Below are 16,576 nucleotides of genomic sequence, written 5' to 3' on the forward strand. Positions count from 1 at the left end.
GAGTGGCGGCGGCGCTGCTGGCGAACACCTTGTACAGCCTCGGTTTCGTCCTGGAGAAACGGGCGCTCACCGCACTCCCGCAGGTGAGCATCCGGCAACCCGCCCGGCTGCTGCGGCTGGTGCTCGGCAGCCCGCTGTGGATCGGCGGCTCGCTCGCCCTGGCCGCCGGGTTCGGCGCCCAACTCGTCGTCTACCGCACCCTGCCGATCGCTGCCGCACAGGGCATCTTCGTCTCGGGGCTCGTCCTCCTCGTGCTCCTCTCCGCGCGGCTGCTGGGCGAGGAGACCAGCGGCCGGGAGCGGTACACGCTCGGCGCGATCCTCGCAGCGCTGCTGATGGTGGTGCTGTCGCTGCGGGAGGGCACCGAGACCGTCAGTCGGGCCGCGCCGTACCCCCTCGTCCTCCTCGTCTGCGTGCCGTCGCTCGCGGCGGGCGTATGGCTGTACAACTCGGCCGAACGCAGGACCCGCCACCGGCACCGGCTGCCGACGACGGGCGTCGAGTACGGCGTGGCGGTGGGCCTGCTCTACGGGGTCAGCTCGCTGGCGATCAAGGGGGTGTCGAGCTACCTGACGACGAGCGGGATCGGCGGCGCGCTGCTCGACCTTCTCCGCTCCCCGTACCCGTACCTCCTCCTCTTCACCGGCGCGTTCGGCCTGGTCATGTCGCAGGCGGCGCTGCAACGCTGCCGTGCCTCGCTGATCGTGCCGGTGTGCACGACGGTGACCTGCGTGTACACGGCCGTGCTCGGCACGCTGTCGTTCGGCGAGGCGCTGCCGCAGGACCCGCTGCGGCTGGCGCTGCGAGTGGCGGGCACGGCGCTCGCCCTGGCCGTGCTGATGTCGATGCCGCGACACGACCGACGGCCCGCCGCGCCGGCTCCCCGACATCCCTCACCGGCCAAGGAGTTGACACCACCGTGAAACCCGAAGACCCCCTCCTGCGGATACTGGCCTGCCCCCTCGACAAGGGCCCGCTGCACCTGGTCCTGCCGGACGACGCGCTGTACAACCCACGACTGCACCGTCGCTACCCGATCATCGACGGCATCCCCCAGCTGCTGCCGGCCTCCGGCGAGCAGGTCTCCGACGACGAACACGAGGAACTCCTCAAACGGATGGCCCCATGACCCTGGCCGCGAACATCGCCCCTCTGCTGCCCACCCGTCTGGTCGCCGCCCTCGCCCGGGCCGTGTACCCGCGTTTCGAGCCCGAGCTGGCCCGGCTCGCGGAGCTGTGCCCGGCCGGGTGCGGGACGGCCGTGGACGTCGGCGGGTGGTACGGCCCGTGGACGCGTCGCCTGTCGCGGCGGGCCCGCCGCGTGGTGACCGTGGAACCGGTCCCGCACCTCGCCCGGCTGCTCGCGGCGACGGCCCCGCCCAACGTCCGGGTGGTCCAGGCCGCGGCGGCCGAACGCCCCGGCGCGGCCCGGCTCTGGCTGCCGCCGCACGACGCGGGCGACCGCGGGGTGTCCTCGCTGGTCCGCCGGAACATCCACGCCCAGGCGCTCCCGGTCAGCCTGGTCACCCTCGACGAACTCGGCCTCAAGGACGTCGGGTTCGTCAAGGTCGACGTGGACGGCAGCGAGCTCGCGGTGCTGCGCGGCGCGACCGGGATCCTCGCGCGCGACCGGCCCGCGCTCTTCGTCGAGCTGGAGTCCCGTATCCAGCCGATCGGCCCGGTGGTGACGTATCTGTCGCTGCTCGGCTACGACGGCTGGGTTCTGCCCGGCCGTGACTGGGTGCCCCTGAGCCGCTTCCCGCTGGAGACCCACCAGGCGGAGACCTCGTACGTCGTCACCCAGGGCCTGCTGCGCCGGGTGCTGCCCTTCCGGGGCCCGCGTTACGTCAATTCCGTGCTCTTCCTGCCCGACGGCCGCCGCCCGGTCGGCGACGATGGAACGCATGCCCTCCGGAAAGCCCCCCGCTAGCCCGTTCACCCCGCTCGACTTCCAGCTGGTGCTGCTGCGCCGCATGGCCGACCACAACCCGGACCTGGTGGAGGAGGCCCGACGCGAACTGGGCGTCTCCCTCGCCGACATGCGCGAGGCGAACAAGCGCTGGCAGGCCATGGTCCGCTCTCCCCATCGTGCCCGTGGGGCCGCCTCACGCTACCGCTCGGTGCTGGGCGCGCCCGAGTCCGTCGTCACCCGCGAGGTCGGCGACCTGGACTGCGAGGCCTGGCTGTGGCCGGTCCCGCTCTGGCCCGACCTGCGCTTCGAGGTGCTGCTCGCCCCGAACGGCGCGGTGTGGAACGAGTGGCTCGTCCGCGCCCCGGGAGCCGATCACCCAGCCCTGCGCACCCTCGCCGACCTCACCCCTTGGTCCTGCACGGTCGACGAGGCGGCCCGCGCCTTCGCGCCCGCCCGGCCGCTGGAGGGGACGGCTCCCACGCGGTGGGGGCTGGCGTTCACGGCGCCGGACGGGGAGGGGGTACGGCGGGAGGTGGTGGCCGAGTTCACCTGGGGGTTGTTGCAGCGAGTGGCCGTTCGGTAGGGGCGGCCCGGTGGCGAGGGGCCGTCAGAACGGAGGCACCGCGCCGGAGACGATGTCGCGGACCTCCGCGCGCAGCCGCGCCGCCTCCTCGGACCGGCCGTGCGTGTCCAGCCGGATCGACAGGGTGTTGACGCTGCGGGCCAGGGCCCGCCGGTACCTGCCCGGTTCGGCGGCGAAGAGCTTGCGGTAGAGCCCGACCGCCTGGCGGGCCGCGTCGATCGCCCTCGGCCTGCCCTCACCGAGCAGGTCCAGGGCCCAGGACCACATCTCCAGGGCGTCCGCCAGGTCGGCGCGGTGCAGGCCCTTCTGCTCGGCCTCCAGCTCGCGGTAGTGGCTCACCGCCTCGGCCGCCGCCGACACCGCCTCCGCGGGCCGGCCGAGAGTGCCGAGCCACAGGGCGAGGTTTCGCTGGGTGCGGGCGAGGGGTTGGCGGAGGTCGACGGCGCCGGCGGCGACGAGTTCCCGGTAGATGGAGACGGCCTCGCGGGCGGGGACCGGCGCGCGGTCGACCTGGCCCAGGTCGGCGAGGCTGACGGCGAGGCAGTTGAGGCTCTCGGCGTACTTCGGACGATGGACCTCGGGTCGCTGTGCGGCCAGTTCCCGGCGGATGCTCACGCACTCGGTGATCGTGGTGTGGGCCGTGGCCGCGTGCCGCAGCGAGCGCTCCCAGTACCAGCGCACATGCAGACTGCGGGCCAGGTCGGCGCGGCTCTCCGGGTCGGACCGGGCCTGCGCCCGCCGGATGGCCTCCGCCTGGACGGCGGCCGTCAGGGCGTGCTCGGGAAGACCGACCTCGCCGTAGCGGTTGGCGAGGCTGCTGAGGCAGACGGCAAGTGCCGCACGGTGCGTGTCCGGGTCGTCGGCGGTGAGCCGGCCGAACAGGTCGGCCGCCTCGACGGCCGCCTCCAGGGCCGGCTGGTGCAGACCGGTGCCCCGCAGCACGAGCGACCACAGGTGCAGGCTCTCGGCCAGCCGGGGCCGCTGGTCCGGCCGGGTCTCGGCGAGCCGGCGGCGCAGCGCCACCGCCTCCTCCGCGGACGGCCGCGCCTCCGCCCACCGGTAGGCGTCGCACAGCAGGCCGGCGAGGCCGTACAGCGAGGCTCCCAGTGCCTGGCGGGCGCTGTCGGGCCGTCGCCCGGCGAGCGGCCGGAGCAGGTCGACCGCCTCTTGGTACGCGGGGACGGCGTCGGTCCGGCGACCTGCCGCCGTGAATCGTTCCGCCAGTTCGGTCAGGGCGACGGCGGCCTCGACACGCCGGTCCGGGCCCAGCAGCAGCATGTTGGACACGGCGCGCTCCCGGTCCTCGGGGGAACTCGCGCTGTCCCTGATCACCTCGCCGAGGAACGCGGCGGCCTCCTGCGCGTAGGCCTCCCCGAAGTCGGCGGGGTGCACGCCGTCCGGGAAGCGGCGCAGGGCGTATCGGGGGTTGGGGAGCAGCTCGCGCGGGACGCCGGTGGCGAAGTTCCGCGGTGTCGACGGGTACTCGCCGGGCCAGTCCATGGCGACGGCCCGCATGAGTTCGCCGCCGGTGATGAACCGGTCCCGGGGCGACCAGCCCCACCCCTGCGGGCCGGTCTCCGGGCCGCTTTGCAGCAGCCGGACCAGCCAGGAGCCGAACAGCCTGTCCCATCCGGCGTCGTGGGGTACGAGAACGGAGATCTGGCCGGTCCAGCTCGCCGTTCTCAGCGTTCTGGCCAGCGGTCCGTAGCCCCAGTCCTTGCCGCTGCCGGGCGGTCGTACGCTGTCGAGCAGTACGAGCACCTGGTCGGCGCCCGCCTCACCGGCGAGGCGGCACAGTTCCTCACCGGCCAGCAGGGTGTCCGGCCGGCCGGGGTCGCTGTCGCGGAAGGCGAGATGCGGACCGGCGGCGCCCCTGCCGCGCAAGGCGTATCCGTGGACGTAGACCACCAGCGGGCCGTCGTGCCGCCGCGCCGCGAGCCGGGCGAGCCGCTCGGTGACCGCGGTGCGGGACGGGTCGGTGAGGTACTCCGTCGCGTAGGTGTCGCCGAACGCGGCGCCCACCTCGCGGCACAGGTCGGGCGAGTGGTCGAGCGGGGGCAGCCCCTCGTGGTCGTAGCGGGCCATCGAGATCCCGAGGAACCGCCCGGCGGGGCTCGCGCCGTGCTCGGGTACGGCCCGCTCGTGCAGCAGGAAGACCTGGCCACGGGCGCTGCGCAGCAGCACCGGTCCGGGACCGACGTGCAGGCGGAGCTGCCAGTCCACCGGCACGGACAGGTCCTCTTCCCGCATGCGCGGGCCGCCGGCCAGCAGCGTCAGCACGCGCGGGTCCGTGTCGGGCACGGGGAGGGCGTAGGCGCCGGGCGGCATCTCGGTGGCTTCGGGGTCGACGGGCCGCCCGTCGATCTCCAGCTCGCCGCCGTCCCTGCGTACGGTGATCAGGACGTCGTCGAGGACACGGGCGAGGTCGCCGAGCTGCCGGGCGGGCAGCGGGGCGCGTTCCACGCCGAACGGGAAGCGCCGGGCCGGGAAGCGGGGACGGACGGTCTGGGCGAGCTGCCAGCCCGTGGGCGAGTCCCGGACCGCCTGCGGCAGTCGGTCCCAGGCCGAGGCGAACCACTGCCTGAGGCCGTCGCGGTTCTGCCGGGTGATCGCCTTGAACGCCGGGGCCAGCGCGTCGTCGATCTCATCGTGCCGTCCGCACACGGCGAGCCAGGTGACCTGTTCCTCCAGCAGGAGGGCCGGGGAGAGGTCGGCGTGGACGTGCCGGACGATGCGCCACAGCGAGTGGACGGGGGCTTCCGGCCGCTCCCGCTGCTGCCGCAGCCATCGCTCCAGACGGGCCTGCAGCCGGTGGCGTTCACCGGTGTCGAAGACGAGGCCGCTGGGCCCCTGGGACCGGGCGAGTTTGCTGAACCACAGCTCGGACTCGGTCTCCACGCCGAGCCGCGGGAACAGCTCCAGCCGTACCGCCCGGATCAGTTCGGGTTCCACGCGCACCGCCACGCTGAGCGCGGTCGCCAGCTTCTCGACCGCGTCGACGGCCTGTCGGTCGCGTGGCACGGTCACCGCCTGCGTCCCACCAGTGCGGCGACCGTGCTCACCGTCGTGGTCCGGTCCCAGGTGAGTGCGGCCAGCAGCGGGGTCAGCTCGGGGGGCACCCGGGTGACCGGGTAGGGCACCAGCGCCAGCACCGTGCAGCCGGCCCGGACGATCTCGTGGCACACCTGGTACCACTCGGCGACCGAGGCGCGCCACGGATGCAGCAAGGGCCCGCCGACCCCGAGGTCGGAGACGAGCAGCACCCGCGTGCCCGGGCTGGGCGGCCGGTACGGCTGCCAGGTGCGCGGGGAGGCTGGGCCCGTGCCCCGGTTCGGCGCATCGGCGAAGTAACGGATCTGCGTGAGTTCGGCGCCGACCAGGCCGGTGATGCGGCGGGCGAGTTCCTGCTGGTCGCGACGGTAGGGCTGCATACCGTCGCCCTGGTCGACCAGGACCTGGACGCCGAAGCGGAGCGTGGGGCGGGGTGCCCTGGGCAGCCGGGTGAGCGGGATGCCGCGGGCGAAGGCGTCGACCAGGGCGTCGATGTCGGGTTCGCCGTCGTCGCGAACCAGGGTGGTCAGGGCGGCGTTGAGGATCGCGGTGGAGGACCGTTCGGTGAGCAGCGGCGCCAGCGGTGGCCGGGCGGTGCGACGACGGTCGGTGGTCGTGTCGAGGGTGCGGACTGATTCCCAGTCGGTGGAGTCGGGAGCGTCGTAGCGCACTGGTTTCAGCACGGGTGGGCCGACCGGGCGGGGCCGGCCTACGTACGGCACCGGGTCGGTGTCGGGTGCCGGTGGCCCAAGGTGGGCTGCGGCGTCGCCGGGGAGCCGGCCGGGCGGGGCGAGGGGTGGGTCCTCGGCCGAGGGGGCGAGAGGCGGCACCTCGGCCGACGGGGGGTGCGCGGGCTCACCGGGCGCCGGGGTCTGGCGTGCTCCGGGAGGCGGTGGTTCGGCAGGCGGTGGTGCGACCGGCAGTGGTCCGGGATGCGGTGCTCCGGCAGGCGGCGGCCCGGTGGGCGGTGGCTCGTCACCGAGGCCGAGCAGCCGGGCGACCCGGTGCCGCCGGGCAGGGTCGTCGCCCACCGCGGCCAGGGCCCGGGCCAGGTCGGCCAGCCAGATCTCGGGGACGTGTCCGATCACGTCACGTTGTCCTGCTTCAGCAGGGCCATCCGGCGCAGGGTCTGCCACCGCTCGTCGCTGTCCGCGACCCGGATGCCCAGTTGCCGGCAGGCGTGGAACGCGTCCAGGAACTCGGCGGTGCTGGGCTTGCGGTGCGCCCTGCTGTCCGCGTCCTGCCGCAGACTCTGCACCACGTCCGCGAGTTCCTCGGCGAGGAACCGGTCGTCCTCCGTGAAGGGGCCGTCATAGGCGTCCACATGGGCGCGGGCGACCTCGACCAGTTCCTCCGGTACGGGATGTTCGAGCTTCACGACCAGGCAGCGCCGCAGGAACGCCTCGGGCAGTTCGCGCTGCTCGTTGGTGGTGATCACCACGAGGGCCTTGGCGTCGTCCTCGGGCTCGATGTCCCGGCCGGTCTGGGAGAGGGTGAAGCGGCGTGAACCCAGCGGGACGAGCAGTCCGTTGGGCAGTTCGGGGTCCGCCTTGTCGATCTCGTCGATCAGCACGACGGACCGGGCGCGCACCTCGGTGGCTTCCGCCGCGCCGGTCCGGCCGACGACGGCCAGGCACGCGCCGTCCTCGCGGGCGCGCAGGGTGTGGGCGCGGGCGGAGCGCGGCGCGAACGCCTTCCACAGCACACCGGGTTCCACATACGACTCGATGGGCTTGAGCCGTTGGGCCTGGGCGTCGGCCAGCCGCAGCACGTGGTCGAAGGACCACAGCAGGTCCGGTGCCTGGGTGCGGGAGGTCACCACGTGCTCGTGGTACGCCCAGCCGTTCTGCCACGCCACATGCGCGGCGAACGACGACTTGCCGGAGCCCGGGTCGCCGCGCAGCAGCAGCGGCCGTCCGGTGGCGAGGGCGACGTCGACGGCCAGGTCGAGATCGCCGCGTACGACGTAGGCCCGGCCGTCGGGGCGATCGGGGGCGTTGCGCGCGCTCGGTTCCGGCGGGATCGGCTCCGAGATCACCACACCTGGTCCTTTCCGCGGCCGTTGCGGTTGGCACGGATCTCGTCCAGCGCCAGCCGGGTGCGCGCCACCCGCCGCTCGGCATCGGGGTGCAGCGGAATGTGCAGGGTGTGGCCGAGCTGGGCACCCAGGCCGGCGGGGTCGTCCTGGTTGGTGAGGACGATGACGTTCAGCCAGGAGAAGCGGTCGATCAGGGTACGCACCAGATTTCCGACGACGCCGAGTTCGGTGCCGGCGGGGTCGATGACGAGGAACAGCACCTGGCCCTCCAGGGGCAGCTCGTTCTCGTCCTCCGTCTTGAGCAGAGCACGCACGGCCGTCAAACAGGCCTCCATGTGCTCCTCTTCCTGTGCCTCGCCCGCGACCAGGGAGACCGCCTGGACGCAGTAGTCACCCGAGAAGTACGAAGCGCGGTGGATGTGCTGTCTGGCCGTGTCGGTCCAGGCGCCGGCCAGGGTCGCGACCACATGACGGCCGCCGGAGACCAGCGGCCGTACCCCCGCGGGGTCGATCCAGGTGGGCAGCAGCATGCTGATGAGGTTGTTGAGCCGGTCCAGTGCGAGAAAGAACTCGACCTCTTTCACGGCCCCCGGCACCCTCTGGGTGGGCACCTGTGCCAGGCACCGGTGCGCGATGAGGCGGCGCCCCTCCGAAGCGGTGGGAAACATCCACTCCGTCGTGGAGCCGAGCGCACGGGCCATGTTCCGCAGCGGAAACCGGTCGTTCACCTCGCCCAGACAGTGTTCGATCTTGACCGTCATCGAGCGCATCGCCGCGGAGGACGCGCACGCGCCCAGCTCCCCGAGACGTTCGACCACACGGGCGGCCACAGCGTCGCCTCCCGTGTCCTCCTGCACGATGCACTGCAGATCGGCGAGCCGGGACATCCCCGACCGACGCAACTCGCCCGTCGTGTATCCCCTCAGCACCACGGGCACGATGGTCAGGCGGGCACCCGCCGCCCGTCGGTGCAGCAGGATCTCGACCTCGCGCTTGAACCAGGGCGACTTCACCCAGTCCCTGTTCACCAGGACGACGGCCGCGTCACACTCGTCGAGCCACTGGTGCAGAACCCACCGCCAGTCCACTCCGGACGGCAGTTGGTCGTCCACCCGGACTTCCCAGCCGAAGTCCGGCAATCGTTTTCTGAGTTCGCCCCGCACCGAATCGACGTTTGCCTGGTCTTCTTCGGTCTCCGCAGAGCTGTGACTGATGAAGGTGATCGCCATCGACCACTTACCGTCCTGCCGCACGTGCCCAGTAGGGACTCAGCCGCCCCTGTAGGACGGAGAGGTTGACAGGTGATAGGGACATAGGTCAACTCGGCACTATGTCGACGAATTGACGGTCCGTAAATATCCCTGCCACGTGTGGCCGGCCCGGCGACCGGAAAGCCTCCCGGTGGCAGCGGACCAACCGGTCGAGTGAGAAACGGGGAAACGGCAATGGTGTCGCCCGAAAGCGCACGCCCGGTGGTCGCGATCGTCGGCAGCGTCGAGCCCGGCCGGAGCTATTCGCCGGAGCTGAAGCAGCCCGAGTCCGCCTCCGCCGCCTGCCGCGAGCTGGGCCGTCAACTCGCCCTGGCCGGTTACGACCTGGCCGTGTTCTCCGCCAAGCCGAAGTACGTCGAGCGCGATGTCGTCCACGGGTACGCCCAGGAGGAGGGCTCGGTCTTCGCGCATGTCCCGCGCCACCGGGACGCCGACTTCGGCCTGCCGCAGGGCAGTCCGGCGGCCGTGCACACGGTGCGGGACACCGGACCGGAGTGGGAGGTGTCCTTCTACCGGACGCTGCTCACCTGCGACGCGCTACTGCTCGTCGGCGGCGGCCAGTCGACCCGGGTGGCCGGGGTCATCGCCCTGTCCCAGCGCATCCCGCTGCTCCCGGTCGCTGCGTTCGGCGGTGGGGCGAGCCAGGTGTGGGTCAACCTCGACAAGGTCCGCAACGACACGACCGACGACGACATCACCCTCCTCGGGCAGGACTGGCGGCCCGACTCCGCCCGCCGGCTCGTCGAGTGCCTGGACGGGCAGCGGCGGCGCCGCGCGCAGTGGCTGCGGGACCGCGAGCGCGCCGGGCGCCGGGTCGCGCTCTCCACCGGTCTGGGCCTGACGGTGGCGCTGCTGTTGCTGGTGTGCGCCCTGCTGGGCTTCGCGCTGGCCGGCGAGCCCGGCCCGGCGACCGGCCGCCGGCTCGCGGTGCTGGTGGTGACGCCGCTGCTGGCCGCCATGGCCGGCGCGGTGATCCGCAGCTCCTTCGAAGCCGCCGACCAGTGGCCGAGGTCCGCGGTACGGGGGCTGGGCGCCGGGGTCGTCTCCGTCCTGCTGTACGTGGCGTCGCAGCTGCTCACGGTGCCCTCGCTGCTCGACGAACTCGACGTGCGCAGGCTGCTGTTCTTCACGCTGCCCCTCGGGTTCAGCGCCGGTTTCACCTTCGACCTCGTCTTCGAACGCCTGCGCTCGGGCGCGGCCCCCGATCCTCCCGCGCCGCCGTCCGGACAGCCACCCGGCCCCGGCCCGGCCGACCGGGCTTGACCGCGGCCTATGCCTCAGCGGGCCGCGGCCGCCACGATCGCCTCCACCACCCGCGGCAGCGACCCGGGGTGCAGCGAAAGGAACAGGTTCGGCTCGACCAGCTCCAGCTCCATGACCCGCGGCTCGCCGCCCGGCCCGTCCTCCCCGTCGACGAGGTCCACACGCGCGTACAGCAGCTCCGGAGCCTGCGGTACGGCGGCCAGGGCGCGTTCGGCGACGGCGAGTTCGGCCGGGGTCGGGGCCCAGGGCTCCAGGCCGGGGTGGGCGACCTTGTGCTCGTCGTAGGGCGTCCCGGGGGTGAGGACGGCGCCCTTGCGACTGGCGTGCAGGAGTCGGCCGCCGTAGAACTGCAACGCCCGTTCGCCGCTGACGTCGATGCCCTTCACATACGGCTGCACCATCGCGGTCAACCCCTCGGCGTGCATCCGTGCGAGCTGCCGTACGGCCGTGTCGTGCTCGTCGGCGGTGTACCGGGCGGCGAACCGGGCGCCCGCGCCGGAGGTCGGCTTGACGACGTACTCGTGGTCCACGGGGAGGCCGTCGGCGCCGTCGCCGGGGGCGAGGTAGCGGGTGGGTACGACGGGGACGCCGGCGGCCGCGAGCTCACCGAGGTACCGCTTGTCGGCGTTCCACCGCACCACCTCGGCCGGGTTGGCGAGCCGCGTGGCCTTGCCGCACCGCTCCGCCCACGCCAGGAACTCCGCCGCACGCCAGCTGTAGTCCCAGGTCGAGCGGATCACCGCGAGGTCGTACCCGCTCCAGTCGGTCCGCTCGTCGTCCCAGTACACGGCGTCGGCCGCGGCCCCCGCCTCCCGCAGCGCGCCCACCAGCACGGGCAGGTCGCGGTCGACGCTTATCTCGGGGCCGGGGCGGCAGGTGACGAGGGCGATACGGGGCACGCCGGGCTCCTGAGGGTGGGACGTATGTGCGATCGGTAGGGTAACCGGACCCCGACCCGCTGGCGGAGTTCGCGCGCGAGGCCCTGGGCCGGGTCGTACGCGGCGCGGTCACCAAGGCGGCCCCGTTCGGTGTGTTCGTCCGCGTCGCCGAGGGTGTGGAGGGGCTGGTGCACCGGGACACGCTCGTCGGTTCGGCCGTCCCGGCATCGGCGCCGAGTTGTCCGTCGAGGTGAGCGACGTCAACCTGCACCGGCGCCGGGTCGTTCTCAGACCCGCGCCTTAGTCGGCCGGCCCTACGCCTCCCGCTCCTCCTCCGGCTCCCAGTCCAGCAGCCGCACCTTCGCGACCGTACGGACATGGCGGCGCATGGCGGCCGCCGCCTGCCCGGGCCGCTGGTCGGCGATGGCGTCCAGGATGGCCTGGTGCTGGGCGAGGGAGCGGGCCGGGCGGTGGGGCTGGCGCAGGGACTCGGTGCGGCTCTCGGCGATCTGGTCGGCGATGGAGCGCATGAACTCGGCGAGGATGCTGCTGTGCGCGGCGGCGGTGACCGCGGCGTGGAAGAGCCGGTCGCCCTCCACTCCGTGGCCGTCGTCCTCGACCTCCTTCGCCATGTGCGCGAGGGCCGACCGCATCGCCGCGAGGTCGTCGTCGGTGCGGCGCTCGGCGGCGAGTTCGGCGAGCTTCGTCTCCAGGGCCTCCCGCGCCTCCAGGACGTCGGGCAGGCGTCGGCGGCGCTCGACCATCCGCTCCACCGGCTCCACGTCGAGGCTGTCCCGCACGAGATACGTGCCGCCCCCGTGCCGCACCTCCACCAGGCCCTGGACCTCCAGGACCACGATCGCCTGCTTCACGGAGGCCCGGCTGACCCCCAGCCGCTGGGCGAGGTCACGCTCGGTCGGAAGCCGGTCCCCGGCGCCGAGGCCGCCCTCGGCGACGTACGCGCGCAGCCGGTCGAGCACCTGCTCGTACAGGCGCTGCTTGGTCATGGGGCGCAGGGCGTCGTCGGTCACGGGGTCCCCCTCTCGCCGGGAGCGTAGCACCGGGGCATTGAGTGGCCGAGTGGCTGAGCCAATTTTCGCGCGCCCCCTTGACGTGCCCGCGTCGCGCACCCACGCTAACCAGCCAACGGACCGAATTGGCTCAGCCACTCGGCCATTCACCGTCCATCGCCACCGCCCCGGGACCCAACGACGGGAGCCCGCATGTCCCCCGAACTCATCTCGATCCTCGTCCTCGCCGTGGTGTTCGTCATCGCCACCACCCGCTCGATCAACATGGGCGCGCTCGCCTTCGCCGCCGCCTTCGGAGTCGGCACCCTCGTCGCCGACCTCGACTCGGACGGCATCTTCGCCGGCTTCCCCGGCGACTTGTTCGTCGTCCTCGTCGGCGTCACGTACCTCTTCGCCATCGCCCGCTCCAACGGCACCACCGACTGGCTGGTGCACGCCTCGGTCCGGCTCGTCCGGGGCCGCGTGGCCCTCATCCCCTGGGTGATGTTCGCCCTCACCGGCGCGCTCACCGCCATCGGCGCCGTCAGCCCGGCCGCCGTGGCGATCGTCGCCCCGATCGCGCTGAGCTTCGCCGCCCAGTACGGGATCAGCCCACTGCTGATGGGCGCCATGGTCGTGCACGGCGCCCAGGCCGGCGGCTTCTCCCCGATCAGCATCTACGGCTCGATCGTCAACGGCATCGTCGAACGCGAGAAGCTCCCGGGCAACGAGGTCACGCTGTTCCTGGCCTCGCTTTTCGCCAACCTGGTCATCGCAGGGGTGGTGTTCGTCGTATGCGGGGGTCTGCGGCTGTGGCGACAGGACTCACCGGGCAAGGACGCCGACAACGCCCCCAAGGGGCGCGGGGCCGCAATCGATCTGCGGCTACCGCCGGGTGGGCGCGACCAGCCACAGCGAACCAGCACAGGGACGACGACCGAACCCGCCCCCCACCCCTCCCCCACAACCACCACAACCGTCACCCGCGAAACCACCCCCGCCCCCACCCTGCCCCTCACCCCACCCCGAATCGCCACCCTCCTCTCCCTGATCGCCCTCGTCGTCGCCGTCCTCGTCTTCGACCTGGACGCGGGCCTGACCGCGATCACCCTCGCCGTCCTCCTCAGCGCCGTCTGGCCGGACGACAGCCGCAAGGCGGTCGGCGAGATCGCCTGGCCCACCGTGCTGCTGATCTGCGGTGTGCTGACGTACGTCGGCGTACTGGACGAGATGGGCACCATCACCTGGGCCGGCGAGGGCGTCGGCGGCATCGGCGTCCCCCTGCTGGCCGCCGTACTGCTCTGCTACATCGGCGCGATCGTCTCCGCGTTCGCCTCGTCCGTCGGCATCATGGGCGCGCTCATCCCGCTGGCCGTGCCGTTCCTGGCGCAGGGCGAGATCGGGGCGGTCGGCATGGTGGCGGCGCTCGCGGTGTCGGCGACCGTCGTGGACGTGAGCCCCTTCTCCACCAACGGCGCGCTGGTGCTGGCCGCGGCTCCGGACGTGGACCGTGAGCGTTTCTTCCGGCAGCTGATGGTGTACGGAGGGATCGTGGTGGCGGCGGTGCCCGCGGTGGTGTGGCTGGCACTGGTCGTGCCGGGCTGGGGGTAGGCCGGGGACGACGGCAACCGTGCGGAACAGTCGAGCAGTTGAGTCGATCACCTAAGGAGTACGACGCGTGTCCTCTCTCTTCCCGGCCCTGACGGGCGCCCCGGCGGAACGAGCCGCCCTGCGGTTCGGTGACCGCTCCCTGACGTACGGCGGGCTCGGCGCCGCCTCCGGTGCCCTCGCGGCGCGGATCGGCGGGGCGGGCACAGTGGCCGTCTGGGCGACCCCGTCGCTGGAGACGGCCGTGGCGGTGGTGGCGGCGTTGGAGGCCGGTGTCGCGGCCGTACCGCTCAACCCGAAGTCCGGGGAGAAGGAGCTCGGGCACATCCTGTCGGACTGCGGGGCGTCGCTGGTGCTGGCCGCGCCGGGGGACCAACTCCCGGCTTCCCTCGCCGCCTTGGACCGTATCGACGTCGACGTACGGGCGACCGGTCCGCTCGCCGCCGCACCGGCGTCCGACGAGGACCCGGCCCTGATCGTCTACACCTCCGGCACCACCGGCCCGCCCAAGGGCGCGGTGCTCCCGCGCCGGGCCGTGTCCCACACCCTGGACGCGCTGGCCGACGCCTGGCAGTGGACCGCCGAGGACGTACTGGTCCACGGTCTGCCCCTGTTCCATGTCCACGGCCTGGTCCTCGGCATCCTCGGCCCGCTGCGCCGCGGCGGATCCGTACGGCATCTGGGCCGGTTCAGCACCGAGGGAGTCGCCCGGGAGCTGAACGACGGCGCGACCATGGTGTTCGGCGTGCCGACGATGTACCACCGCATCGCCCAGGCCCTCCCCGACGACCCCGCTCTGGCGCAGGCGCTGGGCAAGGCCCGTCTCCTGGTCTCGGGCTCGGCGGCGCTGCCCGTGCACGACCACGAAAGGATCACGGCGGCGACCGGGCAGCGGGTCGTCGAGCGGTACGGCATGACGGAGACGCTGATGAACACGAGCGTCCGGGCGGACGGCGAGCCGAGGCCCGGCGCGGTCGGCGTCCCGCTGCCCGGTGTGGAGCTGCGGCTGGTGGAGGAGGACGGGACGCCGATCGCGTCGTACGACGGCGAGACCGTGGGCGAGATCCAGGTGCGCGGCCCGAACCTGTTCACCGAGTACCTGAACCGCCCCGACGCGACGGCCGCGGCCTTCACGGCGGACGGCTGGTTCCGCACGGGTGACATGGCGGTGCGGGACCCCGACGGATACGTGCGGATCGTGGGACGTAAGGCCACCGACCTGATCAAGAGCGGGGGTTACAAGATCGGGGCGGGCGAGATCGAGAACGCCCTCCTCGAACATCCCGGAGTGCGGGAGGCGGCGGTCACCGGGGAGCCGGACGCGGACCTGGGCGAGCGGATCGTGGCGTGGATCGTCCCGGCGGACCCCGGATCGCCGCCCACGGCCGAGGAGCTGGCGTCGCACGTCACGGCACGCCTGGCCCCCCACAAGCGCCCCCGCAAGGTCCACTACCTGGACTCCCTCCCGCGCAACGACATGGGGAAGATCATGAAGCGGGCCCTGACCCATGACTGAGCGGCGCCTGTCGGCACGCGAGGTCATCGCCGTGGTCGCCGACGAGGCCTCGTTCACCGAACTCCCCGCGCCGGAACGCGAGTCCGGTTCCGGGCAGCCGGACGGTCCCCTGTCCTGGCAGGGCTACGACGCCTCCCACGCCCGAGCCCGGGAGCGCACCGGCGAGGCGGAGTCGGTCGTCTGCGGCACCGCGACCGTGGCGGGCACGCGGGCCGTCCTGCTGGCGTTCGAGTTCGGCTTCCTGGGCGGCTCGCTCGGCGAACGCACCGGCGACCGGCTGGAGTCGGCGTACGCCCACGCCCGCGCCCACCGCCTCCCGGTCGTCCCCTTGGTCGCCACGGGCGGCAGCCGGATGCAGGAGGGCATGCTCGCCCTCACCCAACTCCAGCGCGTGGCCCGCCAGTCGATACTCACCAGGGAGGCCGGCCTCCCCCAGATCGCGATCCTCCGCGACCCCACCACCGGCGGCGGCTGGGCCACCCTCGGTGCCGGCGCCGACATCACCCTCGCCCTCCCCACCGCCCAGATCGGCTTCGCCGGCTCCCGGGTCCGCCCACCGGACGCCGACCCGACGGCGTACAGGGCTGAGGCACAGGTCGCGACGGGGGCGGTGGACGCGGTGGTCCGGGCGGAGGAGTTGCGAGGGGTGCTGGGGCGGTGGCTGGGGTTGCTGACGGGCGCGGCAGCGCAGGGCGCAGCCCGGTCGACAGTCCAGGACACTCCAGGGGCGACGCCCCTTGCGCGGCAGGACCCCGCACCCCACGAAGCCGCGCCCCCGCCCCCGGCCCCCCTCGGCGCCGGTGACCTCCCGGCGACCGGCTGGGACGCGGTTCAGCGGGCTCGGGCGGCTCGGCGTCCGCGTGCGGAGGCGTATCTGGCGGCCTATTTCGAGCACCGGGTCCCGATCAGCGGCGACCGCTGCGGTGGCGCGGATCCCGAGGGGATGCTCTGCGGGTTCGGTGCGCACGAGGGCCGTACGGTCGCGTACGCCGCGCAGACCGGCACGGCGACCCGCCCGGCCGGCTTCCGGACCGCGGCCCGGCTGATCCGGCTCGCGGACCGGCTGGGCATCCCGGTGCTCACGCTGGTGGACACGCCGGGGGCCGCCAATGACGCGGAGGCCGAGCGGCAGGGGGTGGGCGCGTCGATCGCGGATCTGTTCGGGGCGGTGGCCGAGGCGCGTGTCCCGATCACCACGCTGGTCATCGGCGAGGGCGGCTCGGGCGGGGCGCTGGCCCTGGCGGCGCCCGGCAACACCTGGGCCACGCCGGACAGTTACTTCTCCGTCATCGCACCGGAGATGGCGGCCGCGATCCTCAAGCGGGGGCCGCGGGAGGTGGAGGCGACGGCGGACCAACTGCGGATCCGGCCGCAGGACCTGGTGGAGCTGGGGGTGATCCGGGGAGTCGTCGGCGCGTCGAGCGGGAGCGCGTCCTGAACCCCGCGG

At 73.2% G+C, this 16,576-nt stretch carries 15 protein-coding genes; 9 read left to right on the forward strand and 6 right to left on the reverse strand.

Annotated features, from left to right (window positions below; genetic code table 11):
- The first annotated feature begins 2 nt into the window (after nt 1-2).
- From ACZ4UU_RS04210 to ACZ4UU_RS04225, 4 genes are read left to right on the forward strand one after another with little or no spacing between them, the layout of a single operon-like run.
- Nucleotides 3-923, forward strand: coding sequence for a DMT family protein (locus tag ACZ4UU_RS04210; RefSeq protein ID WP_468036423.1), 921 nt, complete (start codon nt 3-5; stop codon nt 921-923).
- Nucleotides 920-1,129, forward strand: coding sequence for a Trm112 family protein (locus tag ACZ4UU_RS04215; RefSeq protein ID WP_468036350.1), 210 nt, complete (start codon nt 920-922; stop codon nt 1,127-1,129). The genes ACZ4UU_RS04210 and ACZ4UU_RS04215 overlap by 4 nt, the downstream gene beginning before the upstream one ends.
- Nucleotides 1,126-1,929: an FkbM family methyltransferase gene (locus ACZ4UU_RS04220; RefSeq protein ID WP_468036351.1), complete on the forward strand. Its 804-nt coding sequence runs from the start codon at nt 1,126-1,128 to the stop codon at nt 1,927-1,929. Before ACZ4UU_RS04215 ends, ACZ4UU_RS04220 begins: the two co-directional genes overlap by 4 nt.
- Nucleotides 1,895-2,494 (forward strand): hypothetical protein, encoded by a 600-nt coding sequence (locus tag ACZ4UU_RS04225; protein ID WP_468036352.1) that lies wholly within the window; start codon nt 1,895-1,897, stop codon nt 2,492-2,494. Before ACZ4UU_RS04220 ends, ACZ4UU_RS04225 begins: the two co-directional genes overlap by 35 nt.
- A 24-nt stretch (nt 2,495-2,518) precedes the next feature.
- Here the strand turns inward: ACZ4UU_RS04225 and ACZ4UU_RS04230 are convergent, their stop codons facing one another.
- Genes ACZ4UU_RS04230 through ACZ4UU_RS04245 form a run of 4 tightly spaced genes read right to left on the reverse strand, consistent with a single transcriptional unit; the run spans nt 2,519 to nt 8,836 of the window.
- Entirely contained in the window at nt 2,519-5,515 is a 2,997-nt protein-coding gene (locus ACZ4UU_RS04230; RefSeq protein ID WP_468036353.1) for a tetratricopeptide repeat protein, read from the reverse strand.
- A 2-nt stretch (nt 5,516-5,517) separates the two neighbouring features.
- On the reverse strand, nt 5,518-6,633 hold the full coding sequence (locus tag ACZ4UU_RS04235) for a hypothetical protein (RefSeq protein WP_468036354.1): 1,116 nt from the start codon (nt 6,631-6,633) through the stop codon (nt 5,518-5,520).
- Nucleotides 6,630-7,583, reverse strand: a complete 954-nt coding sequence (locus ACZ4UU_RS04240) for an AAA family ATPase (protein WP_468036355.1) — start codon at nt 7,581-7,583, stop codon at nt 6,630-6,632. Before ACZ4UU_RS04240 ends, ACZ4UU_RS04235 begins: the two co-directional genes overlap by 4 nt.
- Nucleotides 7,580-8,836, reverse strand: a complete 1,257-nt coding sequence (locus ACZ4UU_RS04245; RefSeq protein WP_468036356.1) for a toll/interleukin-1 receptor domain-containing protein — start codon at nt 8,834-8,836, stop codon at nt 7,580-7,582. The genes ACZ4UU_RS04240 and ACZ4UU_RS04245 overlap by 4 nt, the downstream gene beginning before the upstream one ends.
- A gap of 192 nt (nt 8,837-9,028) precedes the next feature.
- Between ACZ4UU_RS04245 and ACZ4UU_RS04250 the strand changes: the two genes are divergently transcribed.
- Nucleotides 9,029-10,117: a hypothetical protein gene (locus ACZ4UU_RS04250; RefSeq protein ID WP_468036357.1), complete on the forward strand. Its 1,089-nt coding sequence runs from the start codon at nt 9,029-9,031 to the stop codon at nt 10,115-10,117.
- A 14-nt stretch (nt 10,118-10,131) separates the two neighbouring features.
- Here the strand turns inward: ACZ4UU_RS04250 and ACZ4UU_RS04255 are convergent, their stop codons facing one another.
- Complete coding sequence (locus tag ACZ4UU_RS04255) at nt 10,132-11,016, reverse strand: ATP-grasp domain-containing protein (RefSeq protein WP_468036358.1); 885 nt, start codon at nt 11,014-11,016, stop codon at nt 10,132-10,134.
- Between the two features lie 83 nt (nt 11,017-11,099).
- Between ACZ4UU_RS04255 and ACZ4UU_RS04260 the strand changes: the two genes are divergently transcribed.
- A complete protein-coding gene (locus ACZ4UU_RS04260; protein ID WP_468036424.1) occupies nt 11,100-11,249 on the forward strand; it encodes a S1 RNA-binding domain-containing protein in 150 nt (49 codons plus the stop codon).
- 60 nt (nt 11,250-11,309) lie between these two features.
- On the opposite strand, the gene ACZ4UU_RS04265 is transcribed toward ACZ4UU_RS04260, so the two are convergent.
- Nucleotides 11,310-12,002 (reverse strand): FadR/GntR family transcriptional regulator, encoded by a 693-nt coding sequence (locus ACZ4UU_RS04265; protein ID WP_468036425.1) that lies wholly within the window; start codon nt 12,000-12,002, stop codon nt 11,310-11,312.
- 216 nt (nt 12,003-12,218) lie between these two features.
- Between ACZ4UU_RS04265 and ACZ4UU_RS04270 the strand changes: the two genes are divergently transcribed.
- The 3 genes from ACZ4UU_RS04270 to ACZ4UU_RS04280 all read left to right on the forward strand — a co-directional run bounded on the left by ACZ4UU_RS04270 (nt 12,219) and on the right by ACZ4UU_RS04280 (nt 16,567).
- Nucleotides 12,219-13,616: an SLC13 family permease gene (locus ACZ4UU_RS04270; RefSeq protein ID WP_468036359.1), complete on the forward strand. Its 1,398-nt coding sequence runs from the start codon at nt 12,219-12,221 to the stop codon at nt 13,614-13,616.
- Nucleotides 13,617-13,683: 67 nt separating this feature from the next.
- Complete coding sequence (locus tag ACZ4UU_RS04275) at nt 13,684-15,129, forward strand: acyl-CoA synthetase (protein WP_468036360.1); 1,446 nt, start codon at nt 13,684-13,686, stop codon at nt 15,127-15,129.
- Complete coding sequence (locus ACZ4UU_RS04280) at nt 15,122-16,567, forward strand: carboxyl transferase domain-containing protein (protein WP_468036361.1); 1,446 nt, start codon at nt 15,122-15,124, stop codon at nt 16,565-16,567. The genes ACZ4UU_RS04275 and ACZ4UU_RS04280 overlap by 8 nt, the downstream gene beginning before the upstream one ends.
- Nucleotides 16,568-16,576: the final 9 nt, after the last annotated feature.

This window comes from Streptomyces sp. NPDC028907 (genome assembly GCF_055564995.1).